This window comes from Kitasatospora sp. NPDC001527 (assembly GCF_040298605.1).
Classification (GTDB): Bacteria; Actinomycetota; Actinomycetes; order Streptomycetales; family Streptomycetaceae; genus Kitasatospora.
The window spans coordinates 62,404-83,535 of the sequence record NZ_JBEPAM010000019.1 but is presented as its reverse complement, the minus strand read 5'-3'; the positions used below and the strand labels follow the sequence as shown (position 1 = coordinate 83,535).

The window sequence follows — 21,132 nt, the reverse complement described above, 5'->3', positions numbered from 1 at the left end:
GAAAGGTGAGGACGGGAGTCGGGACGGCCTGCCGGTGCGGGGCGTGCCGCGGCGGCGGCGATCGGTCGTCGGCGCGGTGCGGTCTGGTCGGCTCACTTCGTTCTTCCCCCGGGTACGCCCCCGCCGGTCTTCCGTCGGCCCGTCACCGGGCCGGATGCGGCGGGGAATGCCCTCGTATCGTCGACCGCCCGGCGGGGCCCTGTCCAGCCGGGCCCGCGCGTCGGACCGGACTGTGGCGCAAACGCAATACGACCCGGACGTTCCGTATCCGCCCGTCCACCCCCCGTACGTCCCACCAGGGGCCCCGCGCCGCTCCCGTCCCCTCCCGCCACCGGCCCCTTCCCGGCCCGGGACCGGTGGCACGCGAGCCGGTCCGGATCCGGGAGAATGGGGTCATGACTGCCCAGATTCTCGATGGCAAGGCCACCGCGGCCGCGATCAAGTCCGAACTCGCCGCCCGAGTGGCGGCCCTCCAGGCGAAGGGCGTCGTGCCCGGCCTCGGCACCGTCCTGGTCGGCGACGACCCGGGCAGCCGCTGGTACGTCAACGGCAAGCACCGGGACTGCGCCGAGATCGGCATCGCCTCGATCCAGCGCGAGCTGCCCGCCACCGCCACCCAGGAGGACGTCGAGAACGTCGTCCGCGAGCTCAACGCCGACCCCGCCTGCACCGGCTACATCGTCCAGCTGCCGCTGCCCAAGGGCCTCGACCAGAACCCGGTCCTGGAGCTGATGGACCCGGACAAGGACGCGGACGGCCTGCACCCGACCTCGCTCGGCCGCCTCGCGCTGGGCATCGAGGGCCCGCTGCCCTGCACCCCGCTCGGCATCGTCGAACTGCTGCGCCGCCACGGCGTGGCGATCGACGGCGCCGAGGTGGTCGTGGTCGGCCGCGGCGTCACCGTCGGCCGCTCGATCGGCCTGCTGCTCACCCGCCGCAGCGAGAACGCCACCGTCACCCTCTGCCACACCGGCACCCGCGACCTCGCCCACCACCTGCGCCAGGCCGACATCATCGTGGCCGCCGCCGGCGTGCCGCACCTGGTCAAGCCGGAGGACGTCAAGCCCGGCGCGGCCGTGCTGGACGTCGGCGTCAGCCGCAGCGAGGGCAAGATCGTCGGCGACGTCCACCCGGGCGTGGCCGAGGTGGCCGGCTGGATCTCCCCGAACCCGGGCGGCGTCGGCCCGATGACCCGCGCCATGCTGCTCAACAACATCGTGGTGGCGGCCGAGCGCCGCGCCGGCCTCTGACCCACCCCCGATCGACGAACGACGATCCCGAAGGACGGGAAGCCATGACCGAACCGCGGCGGACCCGGCGCAGGCCGGTCAAGACCACCGGCACGCTGCCCCCCGAGGGCTCGGCGGCCGCGCTCGGGCGCGACCACGCGCTGCCGGTCCGGCAGTGGCCGATAACCGTGGTCCTGCTGGTGGTCGGCGCCGGTCTCGCGGTCACCTGGTTCGCCGACTTCCAGGACGGCTTCAAGTACGGGCTGCTGGTGATCGGCGGCGGGGTGCTGCTCGGCGCGCTGCTGCGGCTGGTGCTGCCGGAGGTCGGCATGCTGGCGGTCCGCAGCCGGTTCACCGACGTGATCGTGCTGACCTTCCTGGGCGTCTCGATCGTGCTGCTGACCCTGATGGCCCAGCCCAACCCGTGGCTGGAACTCCCGCTGCTGGACAACATCGGCCAGCTGATCGGCCGCCCGCGCCGGTAGCCGGCCGGACGATGACGGCCCCCGCCCGGGACCCGGGCGGGGGCCGTCATCGTCTGTGACCAACCAGTCACGACCTCGCCCGAGGCGTACGCTTCCCTTTGCGATACCCTGACGCCGGTTCTCTCGATGTCGAGAGACCGTCCGCGGCTCCGGCGCGCCGAACGTGCCTGGGGCACCTGGCGATCTTGCTGGAGAAGGTAGAAATGACCCGCACCCCCGTCAACGTCACCATCACCGGAGCCGCCGGCCAGATCGGCTACGCGCTGCTCTTCCGCATCGCCTCGGGCCACCTGCTCGGCGCCGACGTCCCGGTGAACCTGCGCCTCCTGGAGATCCCGCAGGGCCTCAAGGCCGCCGAGGGCACCGCCATGGAGCTCGTCGACTGCGCCTTCCCGCTGCTGCGCGACATCACCATCACCGACCAGCCGAACGTGGCCTTCGACGGCGCCAACGTCGCGCTGCTGGTCGGCGCCCGTCCGCGCACCGCCGGCATGGAGCGCGGCGACCTGCTGCAGGCCAACGGCGGCATCTTCGGCCCGCAGGGCAAGGCCATCAACGACCACGCCGCGGACGACATCAAGGTCCTGGTCGTCGGCAACCCGGCCAACACCAACGCCCTGATCGCCCAGCGCAACGCCCCGGACGTGCCGGCCGAGCGCTTCACCGCGATGACCCGTCTGGACCACAACCGCGCCCTCGGCCAGCTCTCGGCCAAGACCGGCGCCCTGGTCTCCGACATCAAGCGCGTCACCATCTGGGGCAACCACTCCGCCACCCAGTACCCGGACATCTTCCAGGCCGAGGTCGCCGGCAAGCCGGCCTTCGAGGCCGTCGGCAGCGACCAGGCCTGGCTGGAGAACGACTTCATCCCGACCGTCGCCAAGCGCGGCGCGGCCATCATCGACGCCCGCGGCGCCTCCTCGGCCGCCTCGGCCGCCAACGCCGCCATCGACCACGTGCACACCTGGGTCAACGGCACCGCCGAGGGCGACTGGACCTCCATGGGCGTCGTCTCCGACGGCTCCTACGGCGTCCCGGCCGGCCTGATCTCCTCCTTCCCGGTCACCACCAAGGACGGCGCGTTCGAGATCGTCCAGGGCCTGGAGATCTCCGACTTCTCGCGCGGTCGCATCGACGCCTCGGTCAAGGAGCTGACCGAGGAGCGCGACGCGGTCCAGGAGCTCGGCCTCATCTGAGCCGACGCGCCCCGAGCGCTTCACGACGGCCCGCCGTCCCCGTTTCCCGGGGGCGGCGGGCCGTCTCCGTCGGGGGACCGGGGCAGCCGGGGGCGGCGTCGCGACGCCCTCCAGGTGCCGGCCGGTCCTACACTGACCCGCTGTGAACGAAACCCTCGAGGACGCCGCGCTCGTCCTCGTCTTCATCGTCCTGGGCGGTCTGTTCAACGTCGCCGAGATCTCGCTGATCTCGCTGCGCGAGGGCCAGATCCGGACGCTGGAGGCCCGCGGCACCCGGCGGGCGGCCCGGGCCGCGCACCTCGCGGCCGACCCCAACCGCTTCCTGGCGGCCGTCCAGGTCGGCGTCACCTGCATGGGCTTCCTCTCGGCCGCCTTCGGCGCCGACACGCTGGCCGGCAAGGTCGCCCCGCTGTTCGTGCGGGCCGGGCTCTCCGAGGGCGTCGCCGACGCCACCGCCCTGGTCGGTCTCACCCTGGTGATCAGCTACGTCTCGCTGGTGCTCGGCGAGCTCACCCCCAAGCGGATCGGCCTCCAGCGGGCCGACGCCATCGCCGTGCTGGCCGCGCCGGTGGTCGACGTCATGTCGGTGGTGCTGCGCCCGGCGATCTGGCTGCTCGGCCGCTCCACCGACCTGATGGTCCGGCTGCTCGGCGGCGATCCGAGGGCCGGGCGGGGCGCGATGAGCTCCGAGGAACTCCGCGGCCTGGTCGCCGCCAATACCGAACTCGGCAGCGACGAACGGGCGTTGATCGCCGACGTGTTCGCCGCCGGGGACCGCCGGCTGCGCGAGGTGATGGTCCCGCGCACCGAGGTGACCTTCCTGGACGCCGAGCGCCCGCTCGCCGAGGTCCGTGCCCAGGCGGACTCCTCGCCGCACTCCCGCTACCCCGTGGTCGAGGGCAGCTACGACGCGGTGACCGGCTTCGTGCACGTCCGCGACCTGTACGGGGCGCGCGGCGAACGGGCCGCCAAGGTCCGCGACCTGGCCCGCCCGGTCAAGCTGCTGCCCGCCTCCAAGCGGGTGCTGGAGGCGATGGGCGAGATGCGCCGCGAGGGCCACCACCTGGCGATCGTCGTCGACGAGTACGGCGGCACCGCCGGCATCGTCACCCTGGAGGACCTCGTGGAGGAGGTGATCGGCGAGATCCGCGACGAGTACGACACGCCCGAGCCGCCCCCCACCCGGCGGCTGGCCGGCGGCGGCATGGAGCTCGACGGCCTGCTCAACCTGGCCGACTTCGCCGAGGAGACCGGCGTCACCCTCCCCGAGGGCCCCTACGAGACGGTGGCCGGCTGCCTGGTGGCCGCGCTCGGCCGGCTGCCCGCCGACGGCGACCGGGTGCGGATCCCGGCCGGCCCCGGCGAGGAGGTGCGGCTGACGGTGGCCAAGCTGGAGGGCCGGCGGATCGCCCGGGTGGGGGTGAGTGCCGTCACACTGGCTCAACCGCCGGGGCCGGAGGTTTCCTGACCGGTCGGTGGAACTGGAACAATGGCGCGCATGGTCAACGCAGCGGTCACTGGTCCGGTCAAGGACCGTCCCCGGGTGCTCTCCGGCATCCAGCCCACCTCCGGCTCGTTCCACCTCGGCAACTACCTGGGCGCGGTGCGCCAGTGGGTCGACCTGCAGGAGGAGAACGACGCCTTCTACATGGTCGTCGACCTGCACGCGATCACCGTCGAGCAGGACCCGGCGACGCTGCGCCAGAACACCCGCATCTCCGCCGCCCAGTTGCTCGGCGCGGGCCTGGAGCCCGAGCGCTGCACCCTGTTCGTCCAGTCCCACGTGCCCGAGCACGCGCAGCTCGGCTGGGTGATGAACTGCCTCACCGGCTTCGGCGAGGCCTCCCGGATGACCCAGTTCAAGGACAAGTCGGCCAAGCAGGGCACCGCCGGCACCTCGGTGGGCCTGTTCACCTACCCGATCCTCCAGGTCGCCGACATCCTGCTGTACCAGGCGGACGCCGTCCCGGTCGGCGAGGACCAGCGCCAGCACGTGGAGCTCACCCGCGACCTCGCGGAGCGCTTCAACACCCGCTACAGCCCGACCTTCACGGTCCCCAGGCCGTACATCCTCAAGGAGACGGCCAAGATCCAGGACCTCCAGGACCCGGCCGTCAAGATGAGCAAGTCGGCGTCCTCCACCAAGGGCCTGGTCAGCCTGCTGGACGAGCCCAGGACCAGCGCCAAGAAGTTCAAGAGCGCCGTCACCGACACCGGCACCGTGGTCTCCTACGACGAGGAGCAGAAGGCCGGCGTCTCCAACCTGCTGCGGATCCACTCCGCGCTCAGCGGGCAGTCGATCGAGCAGCTGGTCGCGCACTTCGAGGGCAAGATGTACGGCGCCCTGAAGACCGAGCTGGCCGACCTGTTCACCGAGTGGGTGACGCCGTTCCAGGAGCGCACCAGGAGCTTCCTGGACGACCCGGCCGAGCTGGACCGCGTCCTCGCGCTGGGCGCCGAGAAGGCCCGCGAGGTGGCGTCCGAGACGCTGGCCACGGTGTACGACCGGATCGGCTTCCTCCCGGCCGCCAAGCGGTGACTCCGCTGACGAGTCTGCCCGGTGGTGAGGGTCTCCCGCAGACCCTCACCATCGGTGTGTCCGTCAGCGTCCCGGATCCGTACGGCGCGGCGATCCAGGACGCGCGGGCCGGGCACGGCGACCCGCTGGCCCGGTCGATACCCACGCACGTCACGCTGCTGCCGCCCACCGAGGTGCCGGCCGAGGCGCTGCCGAAGATCGAGGAGCACCTGGCCTCGGTGGCCGCCGCGCACCGGCCGTTCCGGATGGTGCTGCGCGGCAGCGGCAGCTTCCGCCCGGTCTCCCCGGTGGTGTTCGTCCGGGTCGAGGAGGGCGAACGGGAGTGCCGGCTGCTGGAGGCGGACATCCGCTCCGGTCCGCTGGCCCGGGAGCTGGCCTTCCCGTACCACCCGCACGTGACGGTGGCGCACGGGCTCGCGGACGACGTGCTGGACCAGGCCCACGAGCAGGCCCGGTCCTTCCACGCGGCCTTCCCGGTGCCCGGGTTCGGCCTCTCCCGGTTCGACGCCGACGAGGTCTGGCGCCCCTGGCGGGCCTACCCGTTCGGCTGAGCCGCCGCGCCGTCCGAGCCGCCGCGCCGTCCGAGCCGTCGCGCCGTCCGGGCAGTCCGTCCCGGGCTACCCGTCCGCCCGGCCGAGCTCCAGCATCCGGTCGGCCACCCGGCGGGCGGCGCCGCCGTCGTCCAGCGCGCAGTGCACCTGCCGGAAGTGCCGGTATCGCTCGGCGTACCCGGCGGGCACGGCGCCCCCGGTGTCGGCGAGCTCGCGCAGCGCCGCGACCAGCGCCGCCGAGTCGTCCAGCAGCGGGCCGGGGGCCTGCGCCTCGAAGTCGAAGGCGAAGCCGCGCAGGCTGTCCCGGTAGTGCGCCAGGTCGTAGGTGAAGAACAGCACCGGGCGGCCGGTGATGGCGAAGTCGAACAGGATCGACGAGTAGTCGGTCACCAGGACGTCGGCGACCAGCAGCAGCTCCTGCACGTCCGGGTAGTCCGCGCAGTCGACGGCGAAGCCGTCCCCGGTGCCGGTCAGCGGCTCGCGGACGTGCGCGTGCGGGCGCAGCAGCAGGACGTGGTCCCCGCCGAGCGCCCGCCGGGCCCGGTCGAGGTCGAGCCGCAGGTCGAGCCGGAAGCCGTCGCCGTCCGGGCGCGGCCGGTCCTCGCGCCAGGTCGGCGCGTAGAGCACCACCCGCCGGCCCTCGGGGATGCCGAGCCGCCGGCGGACGGCGGCCGCCCGCCGCGGGTCGGGGCGGGCCAGCACGTCGTTGCGCGGGTAGCCGGACTCCAGGATCTCGCCCCGGTAGCGGAAGGCCCGGCGCAGGATCGGGGTGGCGAAGGGGCTGGGGGAGACCAGCAGGCTCCAGTGCGGGGTCTCCCGGTCGAGGGCGGCGAGGTAGCCGTGGTCGGCGAGCCAGGGGTTGTCGACGTCGTGGGCGATCCGCTTGAGCAGGGCGCCGTGCCAGGTCTGGACGACGACCTGGCCGGGGCGGCGCTGCAGGAAGTCCGGGAAGTGGGTGTTGCCGACGAGGTAGCGGCTGGTGGCCAGCGCCCGGTACCACTCGGGGCTCCAGACCCGCACGGCGCGCACCCCGGGCGGCAGCTCGGCCTGGGCGTCGTCGACCACCCACAGGTGCTCCAACGGCGTGCCGCGCCGGGCGAGTTCGGCGTGCACGGCGCGCGGGGAGTCGGCGTAGCCGCGGCCGCCGAAGACGTCGTACAGCACGGCCTCGCGCAGCGGCTCGCGGCGGGCGGCGGGGTAGCCCGCGGTGCGCTGGCGGGCCTGGGTCCAGGCGCTGCGCTCGGTGGCGCTGAGGACCGGGGTGGAGTCCAGCAGCAGGGTGTCGTGCCAGCGGCGCTCCAGCACGATCCGCTTGCCGCCGACCGGGGTGGCGGCGGGCAGCGCGGCCAGGACGGCGGGCGCGGCGGTCAGCGGGCGGGCCGGGCCCGGCCCGTCGGCGGGGTGCAGCGCGGCCTCCCACAGGCCCTTGCGCAACGGCAGCGCGGTGCCGTCGGAGCCGGTGCGGGTGGCGGGCAGCCGGACGGTGAACCAGCCGTCCGGGCCGTGCTCGACCGGGTGGCGGACCTCGGTGCCGCTGCCGCTGTGCCGCAGCACCAGGGCGAGCGGGCCGGGCGCGGGGCAGTGGCCGGTGAGGTCGAAGCCGCCGGCCCGGGCGGTGATCCGCTCGACCCAGCCGGCGGCGGGCCGCACGCACAGCTGGAGCCGGCCGTCGGCGAGGTGCTTGAGGTGCAGCACCCGGTCCTCGGCGCCGGGCAGCGGGTGCTGGCCGGCGACCGGTTCGGCGCGCTCGTCCAGGACGAGCGGGGCGGCGGCGCCGTCGGGGTCGACCAGGTCCACGTCCCAGTGCTCCAGCTCGCCGGTGCCGCGCCCCTGGGCGGTGAACAGCGGGTACGGCAGTCGGGCGGTGACGGTCCGTCCGGTGCGGACGGCGGGCTCGGTCAGCACGGTGCCGCTCTCCCGGTGGCGCAGCCGCAGCACGGTGCGGGCCTGGCCGGGGTCGGCGGTGGTGAGGTGCAGGCCGATGCCGTCGGGGGCGGGCACCGCCCGGGTGAGGCGGACGTCGGGGCGTTCGAGCCGCAGGGCGAGCCGGCCGTCGGCGAAGCGCGGCTGGAGGCGGATGTCGTGGTCCACCCAGCGGGCGGGCGGGTACTCGCCGGAGCCGCACCAGTGCGGGGCGAGGCCGCCGTACTGGCGGCGCAGCCGGGCGGGGCGGGCGAGGGTGAACAGGGTGACTTCGACGTTCCAGTCGCCGAGCAGCCAGCCGTCGGCGCCGCGCAGCCGGCGCGGTTCGACGAGGGCGGTGAAGCCGGCCCAGTCGTGGTTGTGCTCGGGCTGGGCGCTGTCGTCGGTGACCTCGGGGAGCCGGCGGGGCCGGGTGGGGACGTGGACGGGCTCCTCGCGGTCGTCGCGGCGCAGGCTGAGCCAGGTCCAGGCGGAGCCGGGGAGGGCGGTGGACCGGTCGTCGGGGCGGGCGAAGCCGGTGAGTTCGAGGCCGCGGCCGGTCCAGCGGGCGCGCAGCAGTCCGAAGGCGGCGTTCTCCTCCTCGCTCGGCAGCGGGGCGCCGAAACGGGGGTCGCCGAAGCGCGGCGCGGCGTGCGGGAGGACGAACCGGGTGAGGACAGCCATTTCCACGGACCTTTCTGGCGAGAATTTCCATCTCACCGGGAAAAGCATCCGAGGTCAATTTGGGAATGTCCTGGAAATTAGCTGAGGAGTTCCCTTCGGAAACGCCAGTTCGAAATTCCTGAATTTCGGGCCGGAAACGCCGGAGGCGCCCGGCGCGGTGTTCGCGTCGGGCGCCTCCGGGCCGGCGTCGGGCCGGTCAGGCCTCGCGGCTCAGCATGGCGTCCACGGCCCGGGCGGCGGCGTGGCCGTCGTCCAGGTCGCAGTACTTCGCACGGAACGCCGCGTACTTCCCGGCGTACTCGGCGGCGACCTCGTCCACCCGGCCGAGCGCCGAGACCAGCTCCCCGGAGGTGGCCAGCAGCGGGCCGGGCGCGTCCGCCTCGAAGTCCAGCGAGAAGCCGCGCAGGTTGTCGCGGTAGTGCGCCAGGTCGTAGGTGAAGAACAGGATCGGCTTGCCGGTCGCCGCGAAGTCGAAGGTCGACGCCGCGTAGTCGGTCACCAGCACGTCGGCGACCAGCAGCAGCTCGGCCATGTCCGGGTAGCTGCTGACGTCCCAGACGTAGCCGTTGCCGGCCTCGGCGATCTGCTCGCGGACGGTGGAGTGCCGGCGGACCAGCAGCACCTGGTCGTCGCCGAGCGCCTCCCGGGCCGCGGCCAGGTCCAGCTGGAGGTTCAGCTGGTAGCCGCCGTAGTGGCGGCGCCGGTCCTCGCGCCAGGTCGGCGCGTACAGGACGACCTTCTTGCCCTCGGGCAGACCGAGCCGCTCGCGCACCCGCTCGGCGGTCTTCTCCTTGTCGGCGGAGAAGAGCACGTCGTTGCGCGGCAGGCCGCTCTCCAGGATCTCGCCCTTGAAGTCGAAGGCGCGGCGCAGCACCGGAGCAGCCCAGGTGCTGCCGGCCAGCAGGATGCTCCAGTTCGGAACCTCCTTGGTCAGGCCCTTCAGGTAGTGCGCGTCGGTGAACCAGACCTTCTCGAAGTCGTGGCCCAGCTGCTTCAGCGGCGAGCCGTGCCAGGTCTGCAGGACGATCTGGCCGGGCCGGCGGACGAAGAAGTCCGGCAGGTGCGCGCTGGTGACGACGTACTTCGCGGTGGCCAGCGCCTCGAACCACTCCGGGCTGTAGAGCCGGACGGCGCCCGCCGACTGCGGCAGGTCCGCCTGCAGGTCGTCGCTGCCCCACAGGTGCTCCAGCGGCAGGCCGCGGCGCACCAGCTCCTCGTGGATCGCCCGCGGCGAGTCCGCGTAGAGGCCGCCGAGCGCGACGTTGTAGAGCACGGTGTCGCGCAGCGGCAGCCGGCGGGCGGCCGGGTAGTCGACCGTCCGCAGCTGGCGCTGGCGCCAGCCGCTGCGCTCCTCCGGAAGCAGTATGTTCTCCGCCTCCAGCTGCAGGCCGTCGTGGTGGCGGCGCTCCAGCACGATCCGCTTGCCGCGGGCCTCCACCTCCAGCGGCAGCGCGTTCCAGCACTCCGGGGAGATCAGCGCGTAGGAGGCCATGTCCGGGTGGAAGACGGCGCCGACCGGGCGGAACGAGATGTTCCAACCGCCCTGCGCCAGCGGCACGTTGCCCGCGAAGGACGCGGTCGGCACGGCGGGCAGCGCGGTACGGAACCGGCCGTCCGCGATCTCCACCGGGTAGAGGTGCTGCTCCTCGCCCCAGTGGTGGCGGACCACCATCTCCCAGCGGTGGGTGCCGGGCAGCGGGAAGGTGCCGCTGAGCAGGAAGCCGTCCGCGCCGCGCGCGGTGACCTCGTGCACGACCGGCTGCAGCAGCTGGTCCAGGAACTGCAGGTACCCGCCGGGGGAGGGCTTGGTGTACAGGGCGCGCCGCTGCTCGGGCTCGGCGTCCGCGTTGAGGACCAGGTTGAGCTGCTCCGGCGCGTTCCGGTCGTCCCAGGCGAGCGGCACGGTGGTGTCGTCGCTCAGCACCAGATGGGCGTCCCAGCGGTCGCGGGCGCGCTCCTCGGCGATCGGGTCCAGCTCGGCCCAGCTCTCGCGGACCTCGGTCAGCTCGGGGATCGGGAAGGAGGCGTGGAACGACTGCAGGCTGCCGACCGGGGTGCCCGCGGACACCGGGAAGAACAGCTCGCGCTCGGACTCGACGTGGGTGAGCCGCAGCCGGGCCCCGGCCAGCCGGACGCCGGAGCGGGCCGCGCCGGACACCTCGACGGTGTCGCCCTGTGCGGCGAGCCCGGTCACCCGGATCCGCACGTTCTCCACCCGCAGGTAGACGCTGCCGTCCCGGACGAACGGGACGATCCGCACGTCCGGCTCGACCCAGTGCGAGGGCAGGTAGATCGCGCTGTCCGCCCAGCCGGCCCAGATCCGGCCCTTGTAGACGCCGCCCTTGCCGGCGCCGGCGACCAGGACGCGCCAGTTGCCGTCCTTCCACTGGCCGCGGTGCTTGAGCTTCTCGGGGTCGACGGCGACGGTGAAGCCGGCCCAGTCGCAGTTGTAGAGGTCGTGGTGGTTGGAGGCGGTGGCCTCGGGGCTGTACACGGTCTTCATCGGCACCGCGATGACCCGGCGGCCCTTGGCCTCGCGCAGCACCAGCGTGCGGACCATGTCGTGCTTGTTGGCCGCGCCCAGCTGCTCCGGGTACGCGTGGCCGGTCAGCCGCAGCCGGCCGCCCTCCCAGCGCGACTCGTAGAGCCGGCTGCGGATGACGGTCGAGTTGCGCAGGCTGAGCAGGCCCGGCGGCACGCTCTTGCGGCCGCCGCGCAGGAACGGGTAGTCGGCGTACGGGCGCAGCAGCCCCTTGGCGATGACGCCGCCGTTGCTCTCGCCCTCGTACTTGATCTGCTCGACGAACTCGTCGATCCGGCCCTGCAGGGTCAGGTGGTACTTCAGGCGCAGCGGCGCGCGCAGCTTCTTGACCTGCTCGGGGCCGATCGCGCGCAGCAGCCGGCTGACGCAGCGGATGTAGGCGTCCCGGTACTCCTTGTCGCCGTCCACGACGGACCAGAAGAACATCGGGATCTCCTCGACGAGGGTGTTCTCGTCGTAGGACCTCAGGTACTCGGCGAAGCGCGGCTCGGTCTGCTTCTTCAGCCAGTTGCGGACCAGCTCGACCGAGGTGACGCGGTCGATCAGGCCCTTGGGGTTGGTGCGCATCTGGGTGATCGACATCTCGCCGACCTCGCGCTCGCGCCAGTGGTAGATCGGCTCGGAGAGCACGTCCACGCTCTTGGCGAGGTAGTGGTGCGGCACGCTGACCGGGGCGTCCTCGTACAGGATGCCCTCGGGGTAGAGGATGCCGGCCGCGTCGAAGAAGGAGCGGCGGTACATCTTGTTCCACGCGGTGCGGTCGGTCACCAGCGAGGGGATCTCGGTGACGTGCGTCTTGAGCACGGTCTTGGCGAACGGACGGCTGTGGCCACCGGACTGGTAGTAGCCGATCGCGCGGAACCGTAGCACGTTGCCGGTGGCGAAGTCCGAGCCGGTCTCGTCCAGCGTGTTGATCATCAGCTCGTACGCGCTGGGCGGCATCGAGTCGTCGCTGTCGACGAAGCAGAGGAACTCGGCGTCCGGGTCGATGTGCCGGATGCCGGTGTTGCGGGCCGCGCCGAGGCCCTTGTTGACCTGGCGGACCAACCGGAACCGGGAGTCCTTGGCGGCGTACGCCTCGGCGAGGGCGGCGCTGTTGTCCTTCGAACCGTCGTCGACCATGACGCACTCGAAGTCCGTGAAGGTCTGGGCGGCGATCGAGTCGAGGCACTCCACGAGGTAGCGCTCGACGTTGTAGATCGGGACGACGATGGAGAGGCGGGGAGCCATCGGCTACGCAGGCCTTTCTCTGGAGGAGCGTGGCAGCCCGGTTCGGGGTCTGACCGCACTTTGATCGGTGCGTACGTGCCAGTCGATCCTACCGTCCGGCCCAAGGCCCCCCGGGGCCGCGGTCCGGCACCCCCACTACCCTGGGGCCATGCCCCGCTTCAGTGTGATCGTCCCGGTCTACCGGGTCGAGGAGTACCTGCCCGAGTGCCTCGCCTCGGTGCTCGGCCAGGACGGCCCGGACTTCGAGCTCGTCGCGGTGGACGACCGCTCCCCGGACGGCTGCGGCGCCCTGCTCGACGAGGCCGCCGCCCGCGATCCCCGGGTGCGGGTGCTGCACCTGCCGGAGAACGTCGGCCTCGGCCGGGCCCGCAACGCCGGTCTGGAGGTCGCCACCGGCGACTACGTGCTCTTCCTGGACAGCGACGACACCCTGACCCCCGGTCTGCTGAAGGCGGTGGACGACCGGCTCGCGGCCGGCGGCGACCCGGACGTCCTGGTCTACGACTACGCCCGCACCTACGCCGACGGCCGGATCGTCCGGGCCGCCTCGGCCAAGGTCTTCGGCGCCCCCTCCCGGGAGGTCTTCGACCTCGCCGACCGCCCGGACCTGCTCGAACTGCTCCAGGTGGTCTGGAACAAGGCCTACCGCCGCGACTTCGTCACCGCCCAGGGCCTGACCTTCCCGGCCGGCTACTACGAGGACACCCCCTGGACCTACCCGGCGCTGCTCGCCGCCCGGAGCATCACCCTGCTCGACCGGGTCGGCGTCCACTACCGCCAGCGCCAGGAGGGCGGCAACATCCTGGCCACGGCCGGGCGCAAGCACTTCGACGTCTTCGGCCAGTACGACCTGGTCTTCGCGTTCCTGGACGGCCGCCCCGACCTGGACCGCTGGCGCCCGGTGGTCTACGGCCGGATGCTGCACCACCTCAACACCGTGGTCTCCCGGCCGGGCCGGGTGCCGCCCGGCGACCGCCGGGAGTTCTTCCGCCGCGCCGCCGAGCACTGCGCCCGGCTCCGCCCGGCCGGCTACCGTCCGCCCGGCGGGGCGGACGGGCTGCGCACCGAGCTGCTCGGCCACGGCCGGTACACCGCGTACCAGGCGGTCCGGGCGCTGGCCCGGGCCCGGCGGATGGTGCGCCGCTGAGCGCTCCGCCGCCGGGGGCCCGCGCGCCGGGTGCCCCGTTCCCGGCCGAGCCTGACGGCCGTTCGGGCGACGCGCGGGTATAACCGGACGGTGGACTTCCTGACCCGCCTTCCGGTGATCGGCCCGCTCGTCGCCCGGGTGCTGCGCAGCCGCCCGTACCGCGCCTACGAGCACTTCACCGCGCTGCGCGGCAACCGGCTGGCCGGCGCGGTCACCTTCTTCGGCTTCCTCGCGCTCTTCCCGCTGCTGACGGTCGCGCTGGCGATCGCCGTCGCGACCCTCAGCGACAGCCGGGTGGAGGACCTCCAGCACCGCATCTCCGACCAGCTGCCGGGCATCTCGGACGCGCTCAACCTGCCCTCGCTGGTGGCCAACGCGGGCGCGGTCGGCCTGGTCAGCGGAGTGCTGCTGGTGCTGTCCGGGCTCGGCTGGGTGGACACCATGCGGACCTCGATCCGGGACCTGTGGCAGCTGCCCGACGAGGAGGGCAACCCGCTGCTGCGCAAGGCCTGGGACTTCGTGGTGCTCGGCGGCCTGGGCGCGGTCTCGCTGCTCTCGCTCGCCGCCTCGGCCGCCGGCACCACGCTGGCGGGCCGGATCGCCGACTGGGCGGGCCTGGGCAGCGCCGGCTACCTGCTCACCGCGGCCGGCCTGCTGATCGCGGTGGCCTCGGACATGCTGCTCTTCGCCTACCTGCTGGCGCCGTTCCCGCGGATCGGCCACCAGCACCGGCGGGACGTCCTCAAAGCCGCGCTGATCGGCGCGGTCGGCTTCGAGCTGCTGAAGATCCTGCTCTCCTCGTACCTCGGCTCGGTCGCGGGGCGGAGCCTGTACGGCGCCTTCGGCGTGCCGGTGGCGCTGCTGCTCTGGATCAACTTCGTCTGCCGGCTGCTGATGTTCTGCGTGGCCTGGACCGCCACCGCCGACCCGGCGGCCGCCCGGGACCGGGCCCGGGAGCGCGCCCGGGCGATGGTCGAGGCGGCCGACGAGGCGGCCGGCGAGGCGGCCTGCGAGCGGGCCGGCGGGGAGGGCCCCGGCGGGCCGGAGCGGGGTACGACGCGGGCCCGGCCCCAGGACGGCTGAGACCGGGCCCCGGGCACTCGCCGGATCACCCGCCGGCGGCGCGCCGCCGGTTGAGCAGCAGCACGACGCCCGCGCCGCCCGCCGCCAGGGCCAGCCCGACGGCGGCCCAGCCGGCCGGTCCGAACCCGGCGTCCTGCCCGCCCCCGTCCGCGCGCGCGGACGCCGGGGCGTCCGGGGCGGTGGCGCTCGGCGTGGGGTGCGGCGGCGGGGCGGGCGCCCCGGCCGTGCCGCCGGCCTGGCCGGTCGGCGCCGGCGCGGCGACCTCGCCCTCCTCGACCAGCTTCCCGACCGGGGTGACCTTGCCGGCCGCCGCGAACCCCCAGTCCAGCAGCGCGGCCGTCTCGTCGTACACCTTCTGGTAGCTGGACGGGTGCATGACCGTCACCAGCAGGGTGCGCCCGCCGCGTTCGGCGGCGCCGACGAAGGTGGAGCCGGCGTTGGTGGTGAAGCCGTTCTTCACCCCGATCAGGCCGGGGTACTTGCCGAGCAGCCGGTCGGTGTTGGCGATCCCGAAGCTGCCGCGCTGCCCGGTGTTCTTGTCCACCGCGCCGGGGAACATCGCGTCCCGGGTCGCGCAGTACACCCGGAAGTCCGGGTTGCGCAGTCCCGCCCGGGCGAACAGCGTGAGGTCGTACGCCGAGGAGACCTGGCCGTCCGAGTCGTAGCCGTCCGGCGAGACCACCCGGGTGTCCCGGGCCTGGAGCGCCTCGGCCCGCGCCTGCATCTCGGCGACGGTTCGCTGCACGCCGCCGTTCATGTGCGCGAGGACGTGCACCGCGTCGTTCCCCGAGCTCAGGAAGACCCCGCGCCAGAGGTCCTCGACCTTGTACTCCAGGTCCTCCTTGATGCCGACCAGGCTGCTGCCCGCGCCGATCCCCTGGATCTCCTCGGGCGCCACCTTGTGCACCGTGTCGCGGTCGAACTTGGGCAGCACGGTGTCGGCGAACAGGATCTTCAGGGTGGAGGCCGGGGCGAGGCGCAGATGCGCGTTGCTGGCCGCCAGCACCTCTCCTGACGCCGCGTCGGCCACGATCCAGGACTGTCCGGTGAGGTCCCCCGGCAGCGCGGGGGCGCCCGCCAGCGGGCTCACCTGGACCCCCGCGAGGCCCAGTCTCTCCCCGCCGACCGCGGCCGGCGGCGGCGGCTCGTACGGGGCCGCGACGGCCGCCGGGGAGGCGATCAGGAGCGGGAGCGCCGCGGCGGACGCGGCGAGCAGGCGTGCGAGCTTCGAGCAAGTGGGCACCACCAGACGGTACCCAGTCCGGGCCCCCGCCGTCCGCCCCCGTGCCCCGCCGAACCGCACGAGGGGTCCACCGTACGCCGAACGGACGCCCCCGCATACTGGGAGGGCACACCGCCTTCACCTCCCCGCCGCACCGAGGACCACCCCATGAAGCTCAGCCGCCGCACCTCCTGGTTCCTGACCGCCTTCGGCGTCTGGTCCATGATCATCTGGACCACCTTCGTCAAGAACCTCTGGAAGGACTCCGGGGGCCAGGCCTTCACCGACGGCGACCACTCGCAGCCGACCGCCTTCTTCTGGGTCCACCTCCTGCTCGCCGTGACCTCCTTCGTCCTCGGCGTCGCGATCGGCGGCATCGGCATCCGCGGCCTGCGCGCGGCCCGGCGGGAAACCGCCGCCGGCTGACGCGTTTTACCTGGTTGCCGGGCACGGGGCGCCCTGGCAGGATCCCTGTCGATCGACCGCGATCGAATCTTCGTGCGATCGCGTTGACGACACAGGGGGTACTCCATGAAGCCTGCCCAGCTCCGCCGGATCGGCGGCGCCGTCGCCGTCGCGCTGACGGCCGGCCTGTTCGCCGTACCGGCCGCCGTCGCCGACGGCACCGGCCTCCGGGTCACCGGGACCACCGCCTCCCCGCAGCCCCGCGACCTCTCCGCGGGCACCACCGGCGACGCCTGCGACCAGACCACCGCGCCCGGCTGGATCGGCCTGACCTCCGGCGGCCCGACCCTCCGGGCGGACGTCGCCTCGGACACCTACGGCGGCCTCTCCGCCTCCTTCGCGGTCCGCGACCTGACCACCGGCACCGCCGCCTTCGACGGCACCGGCCAGGCCGACGGCGGCATCGCGACGACCACCGTCCCCGGCCTCGCCGACGGCCACGCGTACGCGTGGAACGCCCGCGCCCTCCAGGACGGCGCGACCTCCGCGAGCTCCCCGGACTGCCACTTCAAGCTGGACCTGAGCCGCCCCCAGGCCACCGTCTCCTCCACCGACTTCCCGCCCTCGGGCTCGGGTCAGACGTCGACCAAGTACGCGGGCCAGACCGGAACCTTCGTCGTCGGCGGCACCGACCTGGCCCCGGCCGGCGGCGAGGCCTCGGGCATCGCCTGCTTCCTGTACGCCTTCGACGTCTACCGGCTGGGCGGTGACTGCGACGCCGACAGCGTGAAGCCCGGCCCGGACGGCACCGCCACCATCCGCACCAAGGTGCGCCAGTGGGGCACCAACACCCTCTGGGTCGTCGCGGTGGACAACGCGGGCAACCAGAGCTACAAGGTCGGCTACACCTTCTACGCCCCGTCCAACCCCAGCCCGCCGAGCTCGCCGGGCGACGTGGACGGGGACGGCGTCGTGGACATCCTGCTGCCGGACGCGCAGGGCAACCTGCAGTACATCAGCGCCTCGGCGAACGACACCACGCCGAACTGGTCCGTCCGGGCACTGGCCGCCCCGAACGCGCAGCGCAGCTGGACGCCGCTGCAGGTCGCCCACCGCGGCTGGGACTCCTCCGCCCACGCGCCGATGGACGACCTGTTCATCCACGAGCCGGGCAGCGGCTGGCTGAGCATGTACCAGAACTCCGACTACGGGGCGCTCGAGGGCTACACCATCGGGGCGAACCGGCCGGAGGAGTGCGAGGACGCCACCGGGGCCGTCGTCCCGTGTCCGGCGGACTTCGCGGGCAACTGGTCGAAGGCGGACCAGCTGCTCGCGTTCGGGCCGCTGGGCGACGGACCGGAGCCCTCGCTGCTCACCCTGGAGGGCGGTGACCTCTGGCTGCACACCGGCGACCTCGCGTACTCCTTCGACCTGAGGAGCCGCCGGCTCACGACCGGTGGTGGCTGGACCGGCTACGACCTGGTCGCCCCCGGCCGCGACGCCGCCGGCAACCTCGCCCTGTGGGCGCGCGAGCGGGCCACCGGCGCGCTGCACGCCTACGCGATCCCCAGGCAGACCGGCGGCGGCTTCGACTTCAGTGCCCTCGCCGACCCCTCGGCGGGTGTGGTCGCCACCGGCTTCACCGTGGACGCCTACCCGGTGCTCGGCAGCTCCGGTGACGGCGACGGCGACGCCGTGCCCGACCTGTGGGCCGTCACCGCCGACCGGCACCTGCTGACCTACCGGGGCCTCGCCGACCCCAAGGACCTCGGCGTCCTGCGCTGAGCCCGCGCAGCCCGAAGGCCCCCGTCCACGGCGGACGGGGGCCTTCGTCGTACGGGGTGCTCCGGGATCAGAAGCGGCGGGTGACCAGCGCCCGCTTCACTTCCTGGATCGCCTTGGTGACCTCGATGCCACGCGGGCAGGCCTCCGAGCAGTTGAAGGTGGTCCGGCAGCGCCAGACGCCCTCACGGTCGTTCAGGATCTCCAGACGCTGCTCCGCACCCTCGTCGCGCGAGTCGAAGATGAAGCGGTGCGCGTTGACGATCGCGGCCGGGCCGAAGTACTGGCCGTCGTTCCAGAACACCGGGCAGGACGACGTGCACGCGGCGCACAGGATGCACTTGGTGGTGTCGTCGAACCGCTCGCGGTCCTCGGCGGACTGCAGGCGCTCGCGGGTCGGCTCGTTCCCCTTGGTGATGAGGAACGGCATGACGTCCTTGTACGCCTGGAAGAACGGGTCCATGTCCACGACCAGGTCCTTGAGGACTGTCAGGCCCTTGATGGCCTCGATCGTGATCGGCTTCTCCGGGTTGACGTCCTTGATCAGGGTCTTGCACGCCAGCCGGTTGCGGCCGTTGATCCGCATGGCGTCGGAGCCGCAGATGCCGTGGGCACAGGAACGGCGGTAGGTGAGGGTGCCGTCCTGCTCCCACTTGATGGTGTTGAGCGCGTCCAGGACGCGCTCCTTCGGGTCCATCTCCAGCTGGTAGTCGACCCACACCGGCTCCGGGTGCTCCTCCGGGTTGAACCGGCGGATCCGGAAGGTGACGGTGATCAGCTTGGTGCCACCGGCCTCGACCGCGTCCAGAGCGGCCGAGTGCTTCTCCACGGTCGGAGTGCTCATCAGTACTTACGCTCCATCGGCTGGTAGCGGGTCTGCACGACCGGCTTGTAGTCAAGGCGGATGGAGGTGCTGCCGTCCTCGGCGACCTCCTGGTACGCCATGGTGTGCTGCATGAACTTCACGTCGTCACGGGTCGGGAAGTCCTCGCGGTAGTGACCGCCGCGCGACTCCTCGCGGGCGAGCGCGGAGACCGCCAGGACCTCGGCCAGGTCGAGCAGGTTGCCCAGCTCGATGGCCTCCAGCAGGTCCGTGTTGTAGCGGAAGCCCTTGTCCTGGATGGCGACGTTCTTGTAGCGCTCCTTCAGCGCGGCGACGTCCTCGACGGCCTGCTTCAGGGTGGCGCCGGTGCGGTACACCATCGCGTTGGTGTCCATGCTCTCCTGCAGTTCCTTGCGGATCTGCGCCACGGACTCGGTGCCGGTGGCCTCGCGCAGGCCGTCGACCAGGCCCTGGACCAGCTGCTCGGGGTTCTCCGGCAGCGGCACGAACTCGTTGTTCTCGGCGAACTCGGCGGCGGCGATGCCGGCGCGGCGGCCGAAGACGTTGATGTCCAGCAGCGAGTTGGTGCCCAGGCGGTTGGCGCCGTGCACGGACACGCAGGCGACCTCGCCGGCCGCGTACAGGCCGGGGACGACGTCGGTGTTGTTGCGCAGCACCTCACCCTCGACGTTGGTCGGGATGCCGCCCATGGCGTAGTGCGCGGTGGGCTGGATCGGGATCGGGTCCGTGTAGGGCTCGATGCCGAGGTAGGTGCGGGCGAACTCGGTGATGTCCGGGAGCTTGGCGTCCAGCTGCTCCGGCGGCAGGTGGGTCAGGTCCAGGTAGACGTGGTCGCCGTCCGGACCGCAGCCGCGGCCCTCGCGGATCTCGGTGTAGATCGCGCGGGAGCAGACGTCACGGGACGCGAGGTCCTTCATGACGGGGGCGTAGCGCTCCATGAAGCGCTCGCCGTCCTTGTTGCGCAGGATGCCGCCCTCGCCGCGGGCGCCCTCGGTGAGCAGGATGCCCATGCGCCAGATGCCCGTCGGGTGGAACTGGAAGAACTCCATGTCCTCCAGCGGCAGGCCGCGGCGGAAGGCCACCGCCTGGCCGTCACCGGTGAGGGTGTGGGCGTTCGAGGAGACCTTGAACATCTTGCCGGTGCCGCCGGAGGCGAACACCACGGCCTTGGCCTGGAAGACGTGGATCTCGCCGGTGGCCAGCTCGTAGGCGACGACGCCGGCCGTGCGGCCCTCGTTGATCAGCAGGTCGAGGACGTAGAACTCGTTGAAGAACTCGACGCCGTGCTTGACGCAGTTCTGGAACAGCGTCTGCAGGATCATGTGGCCGGTGCGGTCGGCCGCGTAGCAGGAACGGCGGACCGGGGCCTCGCCGTGGTTGCGGGAGTGGCCGCCGAAGCGGCGCTGGTCGATGCGGCCCTGCTCGGTGCGGGAGAAGGGCAGGCCCATCTTCTCCAGGTCGAGGACGGCGTCGATGGCCTCCTTGCACATGATCTCGGCGGCGTCCTGGTCGACCAGGTAGTCACCGCCCTTGACCGTGTCGAAGGTGTGCCACTCCCAGTTGTCCTCCTCGACGTTGGCCAGGGCGGCGCACATGCCGCCCTGGGCCGCGCCGGTGTGGGACCGGGTCGGGTAGAGCTTGGTCAGGACGGCGGTGCGGCTGCGCTGCGTCGACTCGATGGCGGCGCGCATGCCGGCGCCGCCGGCGCCGACGATGACGGTGTCGTACTGGTGAATCTGCATGGGGGTTCTAACTCGCCTCTGGCCTCTGCCGATGTCCGGATGGGATGCTGTCGGCTCAGATGTTGGGGTCGAAGGTGAAGATCACCAGGGTGCCGAGCAGCACGGTGAAGACCGTGGCGGTACCCATGAGGCCCTTCAGCCAGAGCCGGGTGGAATCCTTCTCGGCGTAGTCGTTGATGACCTGGCGCATGCCGTTGGCGCCGTGCAGCATGGCCAGCCAGAGCATGGTGAGGTCCCAGACCTGCCAGAACGGCGAGGCCCAGCGGCCGGCCACGAAGGCGAAGCCGATCTTGGAGACGCCGCCGTCGAGCACCAGCATGATCAGCAGGTGGCCGAGGATCAGCACCACCAGGACGATGCCGGACAGGCGCATGAACAGCCAGGCCAGCATCTCGAAGTTGGTGCGGGTGCGGCGGGGGGTCTTCTTGGTCCGCTGCCGGGCCGGCTCGATCACGAAGGCGTCGGCCGGGTTGCCGGTGCCGAGACCCTTGCCGGTGTGCGCCTGGGCGGAGGGGACCACCACAGCGTCGGAGATTTCCGTGGACATGT

At 72.7% G+C, this 21,132-nt stretch carries 16 protein-coding genes; 10 read left to right on the top strand and 6 right to left on the bottom strand.

What is annotated here, in order from left to right:
* Nucleotides 1–395 precede the first annotated feature (395 nt).
* From ABT238_RS19505 to ABT238_RS19480, 6 genes are all read left to right on the top strand, one after another.
* Nucleotides 396–1,250: a bifunctional methylenetetrahydrofolate dehydrogenase/methenyltetrahydrofolate cyclohydrolase gene (locus tag ABT238_RS19505; RefSeq protein WP_350570571.1), complete on the top strand. Its 855-nt coding sequence runs from the start codon at nucleotides 396–398 to the stop codon at nucleotides 1,248–1,250.
* Nucleotides 1,251–1,294: 44 nt separating this feature from the next.
* Nucleotides 1,295–1,714: a DUF3017 domain-containing protein gene (locus tag ABT238_RS19500; RefSeq protein ID WP_350570569.1), complete on the top strand. Its 420-nt coding sequence runs from the start codon at nucleotides 1,295–1,297 to the stop codon at nucleotides 1,712–1,714.
* 203 nt (nucleotides 1,715–1,917) lie between these two features.
* Nucleotides 1,918–2,910 carry a malate dehydrogenase gene (locus ABT238_RS19495; RefSeq protein ID WP_350570568.1) on the top strand — a complete coding sequence of 331 codons (993 nt, stop codon included), beginning with the start codon at nucleotides 1,918–1,920 and terminating at the stop codon, nucleotides 2,908–2,910.
* A 142-nt stretch (nucleotides 2,911–3,052) separates the two neighbouring features.
* Nucleotides 3,053–4,378, top strand: a complete 1,326-nt coding sequence (locus ABT238_RS19490) for a hemolysin family protein (protein WP_350570567.1) — start codon at nucleotides 3,053–3,055, stop codon at nucleotides 4,376–4,378.
* A gap of 30 nt (nucleotides 4,379–4,408) precedes the next feature.
* A complete protein-coding gene (gene trpS / locus ABT238_RS19485; protein ID WP_350570566.1) occupies nucleotides 4,409–5,449 on the top strand; it encodes a tryptophan--tRNA ligase in 1,041 nt (346 codons plus the stop codon).
* A 56-nt stretch (nucleotides 5,450–5,505) separates the two neighbouring features.
* A complete protein-coding gene (locus ABT238_RS19480; RefSeq protein ID WP_350570565.1) occupies nucleotides 5,506–6,000 on the top strand; it encodes a 2'-5' RNA ligase family protein in 495 nt (164 codons plus the stop codon).
* Between the two features lie 66 nt (nucleotides 6,001–6,066).
* Here ABT238_RS19480 and ABT238_RS19475 read toward each other — a convergent pair whose 3' ends face one another.
* Nucleotides 6,067–8,586 (bottom strand): CDP-glycerol glycerophosphotransferase family protein, encoded by a 2,520-nt coding sequence (locus tag ABT238_RS19475; RefSeq protein ID WP_350769546.1) that lies wholly within the window; start codon nucleotides 8,584–8,586, stop codon nucleotides 6,067–6,069.
* 196 nt (nucleotides 8,587–8,782) lie between these two features.
* A complete protein-coding gene (locus tag ABT238_RS19470) occupies nucleotides 8,783–12,358 on the bottom strand; it encodes a bifunctional glycosyltransferase/CDP-glycerol:glycerophosphate glycerophosphotransferase (RefSeq protein ID WP_350570562.1) in 3,576 nt (1,191 codons plus the stop codon).
* A 148-nt stretch (nucleotides 12,359–12,506) separates the two neighbouring features.
* On the opposite strand from ABT238_RS19470, the gene ABT238_RS19465 reads away from it, so the two are divergent.
* The gene (locus ABT238_RS19465; protein WP_502884373.1) at nucleotides 12,507–13,505 is read left to right on the top strand and encodes a glycosyltransferase family 2 protein; all 999 of its coding nucleotides are present in this window, start codon (nucleotides 12,507–12,509) and stop codon (nucleotides 13,503–13,505) included.
* A 90-nt stretch (nucleotides 13,506–13,595) separates the two neighbouring features.
* Nucleotides 13,596–14,588, top strand: a complete 993-nt coding sequence (locus tag ABT238_RS19460; RefSeq protein WP_350769536.1) for a YihY/virulence factor BrkB family protein — start codon at nucleotides 13,596–13,598, stop codon at nucleotides 14,586–14,588.
* A gap of 25 nt (nucleotides 14,589–14,613) precedes the next feature.
* On the opposite strand, the gene ABT238_RS19455 is transcribed toward ABT238_RS19460, so the two are convergent.
* The gene (locus ABT238_RS19455) at nucleotides 14,614–15,837 is read right to left on the bottom strand and encodes a D-alanyl-D-alanine carboxypeptidase family protein (RefSeq protein WP_502891449.1); all 1,224 of its coding nucleotides are present in this window, start codon (nucleotides 15,835–15,837) and stop codon (nucleotides 14,614–14,616) included.
* Nucleotides 15,838–15,978: 141 nt separating this feature from the next.
* On the opposite strand from ABT238_RS19455, the gene ABT238_RS19450 reads away from it, so the two are divergent.
* Both ABT238_RS19450 and ABT238_RS19445 read left to right on the top strand, forming a co-directional pair.
* A complete protein-coding gene (locus ABT238_RS19450; RefSeq protein ID WP_350571179.1) occupies nucleotides 15,979–16,236 on the top strand; it encodes an SCO4848 family membrane protein in 258 nt (85 codons plus the stop codon).
* A 105-nt stretch (nucleotides 16,237–16,341) separates the two neighbouring features.
* Nucleotides 16,342–18,000 carry a hypothetical protein gene (locus ABT238_RS19445; RefSeq protein WP_350769526.1) on the top strand — a complete coding sequence of 553 codons (1,659 nt, stop codon included), beginning with the start codon at nucleotides 16,342–16,344 and terminating at the stop codon, nucleotides 17,998–18,000.
* A 67-nt stretch (nucleotides 18,001–18,067) separates the two neighbouring features.
* Here ABT238_RS19445 and ABT238_RS19440 read toward each other — a convergent pair whose 3' ends face one another.
* From ABT238_RS19440 to ABT238_RS19430, 3 genes are read right to left on the bottom strand one after another with little or no spacing between them, the layout of a single operon-like run.
* Entirely contained in the window at nucleotides 18,068–18,841 is a 774-nt protein-coding gene (locus ABT238_RS19440) for a succinate dehydrogenase iron-sulfur subunit (RefSeq protein WP_350554621.1), read from the bottom strand.
* Complete coding sequence (gene sdhA, locus ABT238_RS19435; protein ID WP_350571175.1) at nucleotides 18,841–20,583, bottom strand: succinate dehydrogenase flavoprotein subunit; 1,743 nt, start codon at nucleotides 20,581–20,583, stop codon at nucleotides 18,841–18,843. The genes ABT238_RS19440 and sdhA overlap by 1 nt, the downstream gene beginning before the upstream one ends.
* A 55-nt stretch (nucleotides 20,584–20,638) precedes the next feature.
* Nucleotides 20,639–21,130: a succinate dehydrogenase hydrophobic membrane anchor subunit gene (locus ABT238_RS19430; RefSeq protein ID WP_030300556.1), complete on the bottom strand. Its 492-nt coding sequence runs from the start codon at nucleotides 21,128–21,130 to the stop codon at nucleotides 20,639–20,641.
* Between the last annotated feature and the right edge of the window lie 2 nt (nucleotides 21,131–21,132).

Bases quoted from the DNA above. Each gene is read 5' to 3' on its own strand.
- ABT238_RS19505 (WP_350570571.1), top strand. From the start codon at position 396: ATGACTGCCCAGATTCTCGATGGCAAGGCCACCGCGGCCGCGATCAAG.
- ABT238_RS19500 (WP_350570569.1), top strand. From the start codon at position 1,295: ATGACCGAACCGCGGCGGACCCGGCGCAGGCCGGTCAAGACCACCGGC.
- ABT238_RS19495 (WP_350570568.1), top strand. From the start codon at position 1,918: ATGACCCGCACCCCCGTCAACGTCACCATCACCGGAGCCGCCGGCCAG.
- trpS (WP_350570566.1), top strand. From the start codon at position 4,409: ATGGTCAACGCAGCGGTCACTGGTCCGGTCAAGGACCGTCCCCGGGTG.
- ABT238_RS19475 (WP_350769546.1), bottom strand. From the start codon at position 8,586: ATGGCTGTCCTCACCCGGTTCGTCCTCCCGCACGCCGCGCCGCGCTTC.
- ABT238_RS19470 (WP_350570562.1), bottom strand. From the start codon at position 12,358: ATGGCTCCCCGCCTCTCCATCGTCGTCCCGATCTACAACGTCGAGCGC.
- ABT238_RS19465 (WP_502884373.1), top strand. From the start codon at position 12,507: ATGCCCCGCTTCAGTGTGATCGTCCCGGTCTACCGGGTCGAGGAGTAC.
- ABT238_RS19450 (WP_350571179.1), top strand. From the start codon at position 15,979: ATGAAGCTCAGCCGCCGCACCTCCTGGTTCCTGACCGCCTTCGGCGTC.
- ABT238_RS19445 (WP_350769526.1), top strand. From the start codon at position 16,342: ATGAAGCCTGCCCAGCTCCGCCGGATCGGCGGCGCCGTCGCCGTCGCG.
- ABT238_RS19440 (WP_350554621.1), bottom strand. From the start codon at position 18,841: ATGAGCACTCCGACCGTGGAGAAGCACTCGGCCGCTCTGGACGCGGTC.
- sdhA (WP_350571175.1), bottom strand. From the start codon at position 20,583: ATGCAGATTCACCAGTACGACACCGTCATCGTCGGCGCCGGCGGCGCC.
- ABT238_RS19430 (WP_030300556.1), bottom strand. From the start codon at position 21,130: ATGTCCACGGAAATCTCCGACGCTGTGGTGGTCCCCTCCGCCCAGGCG.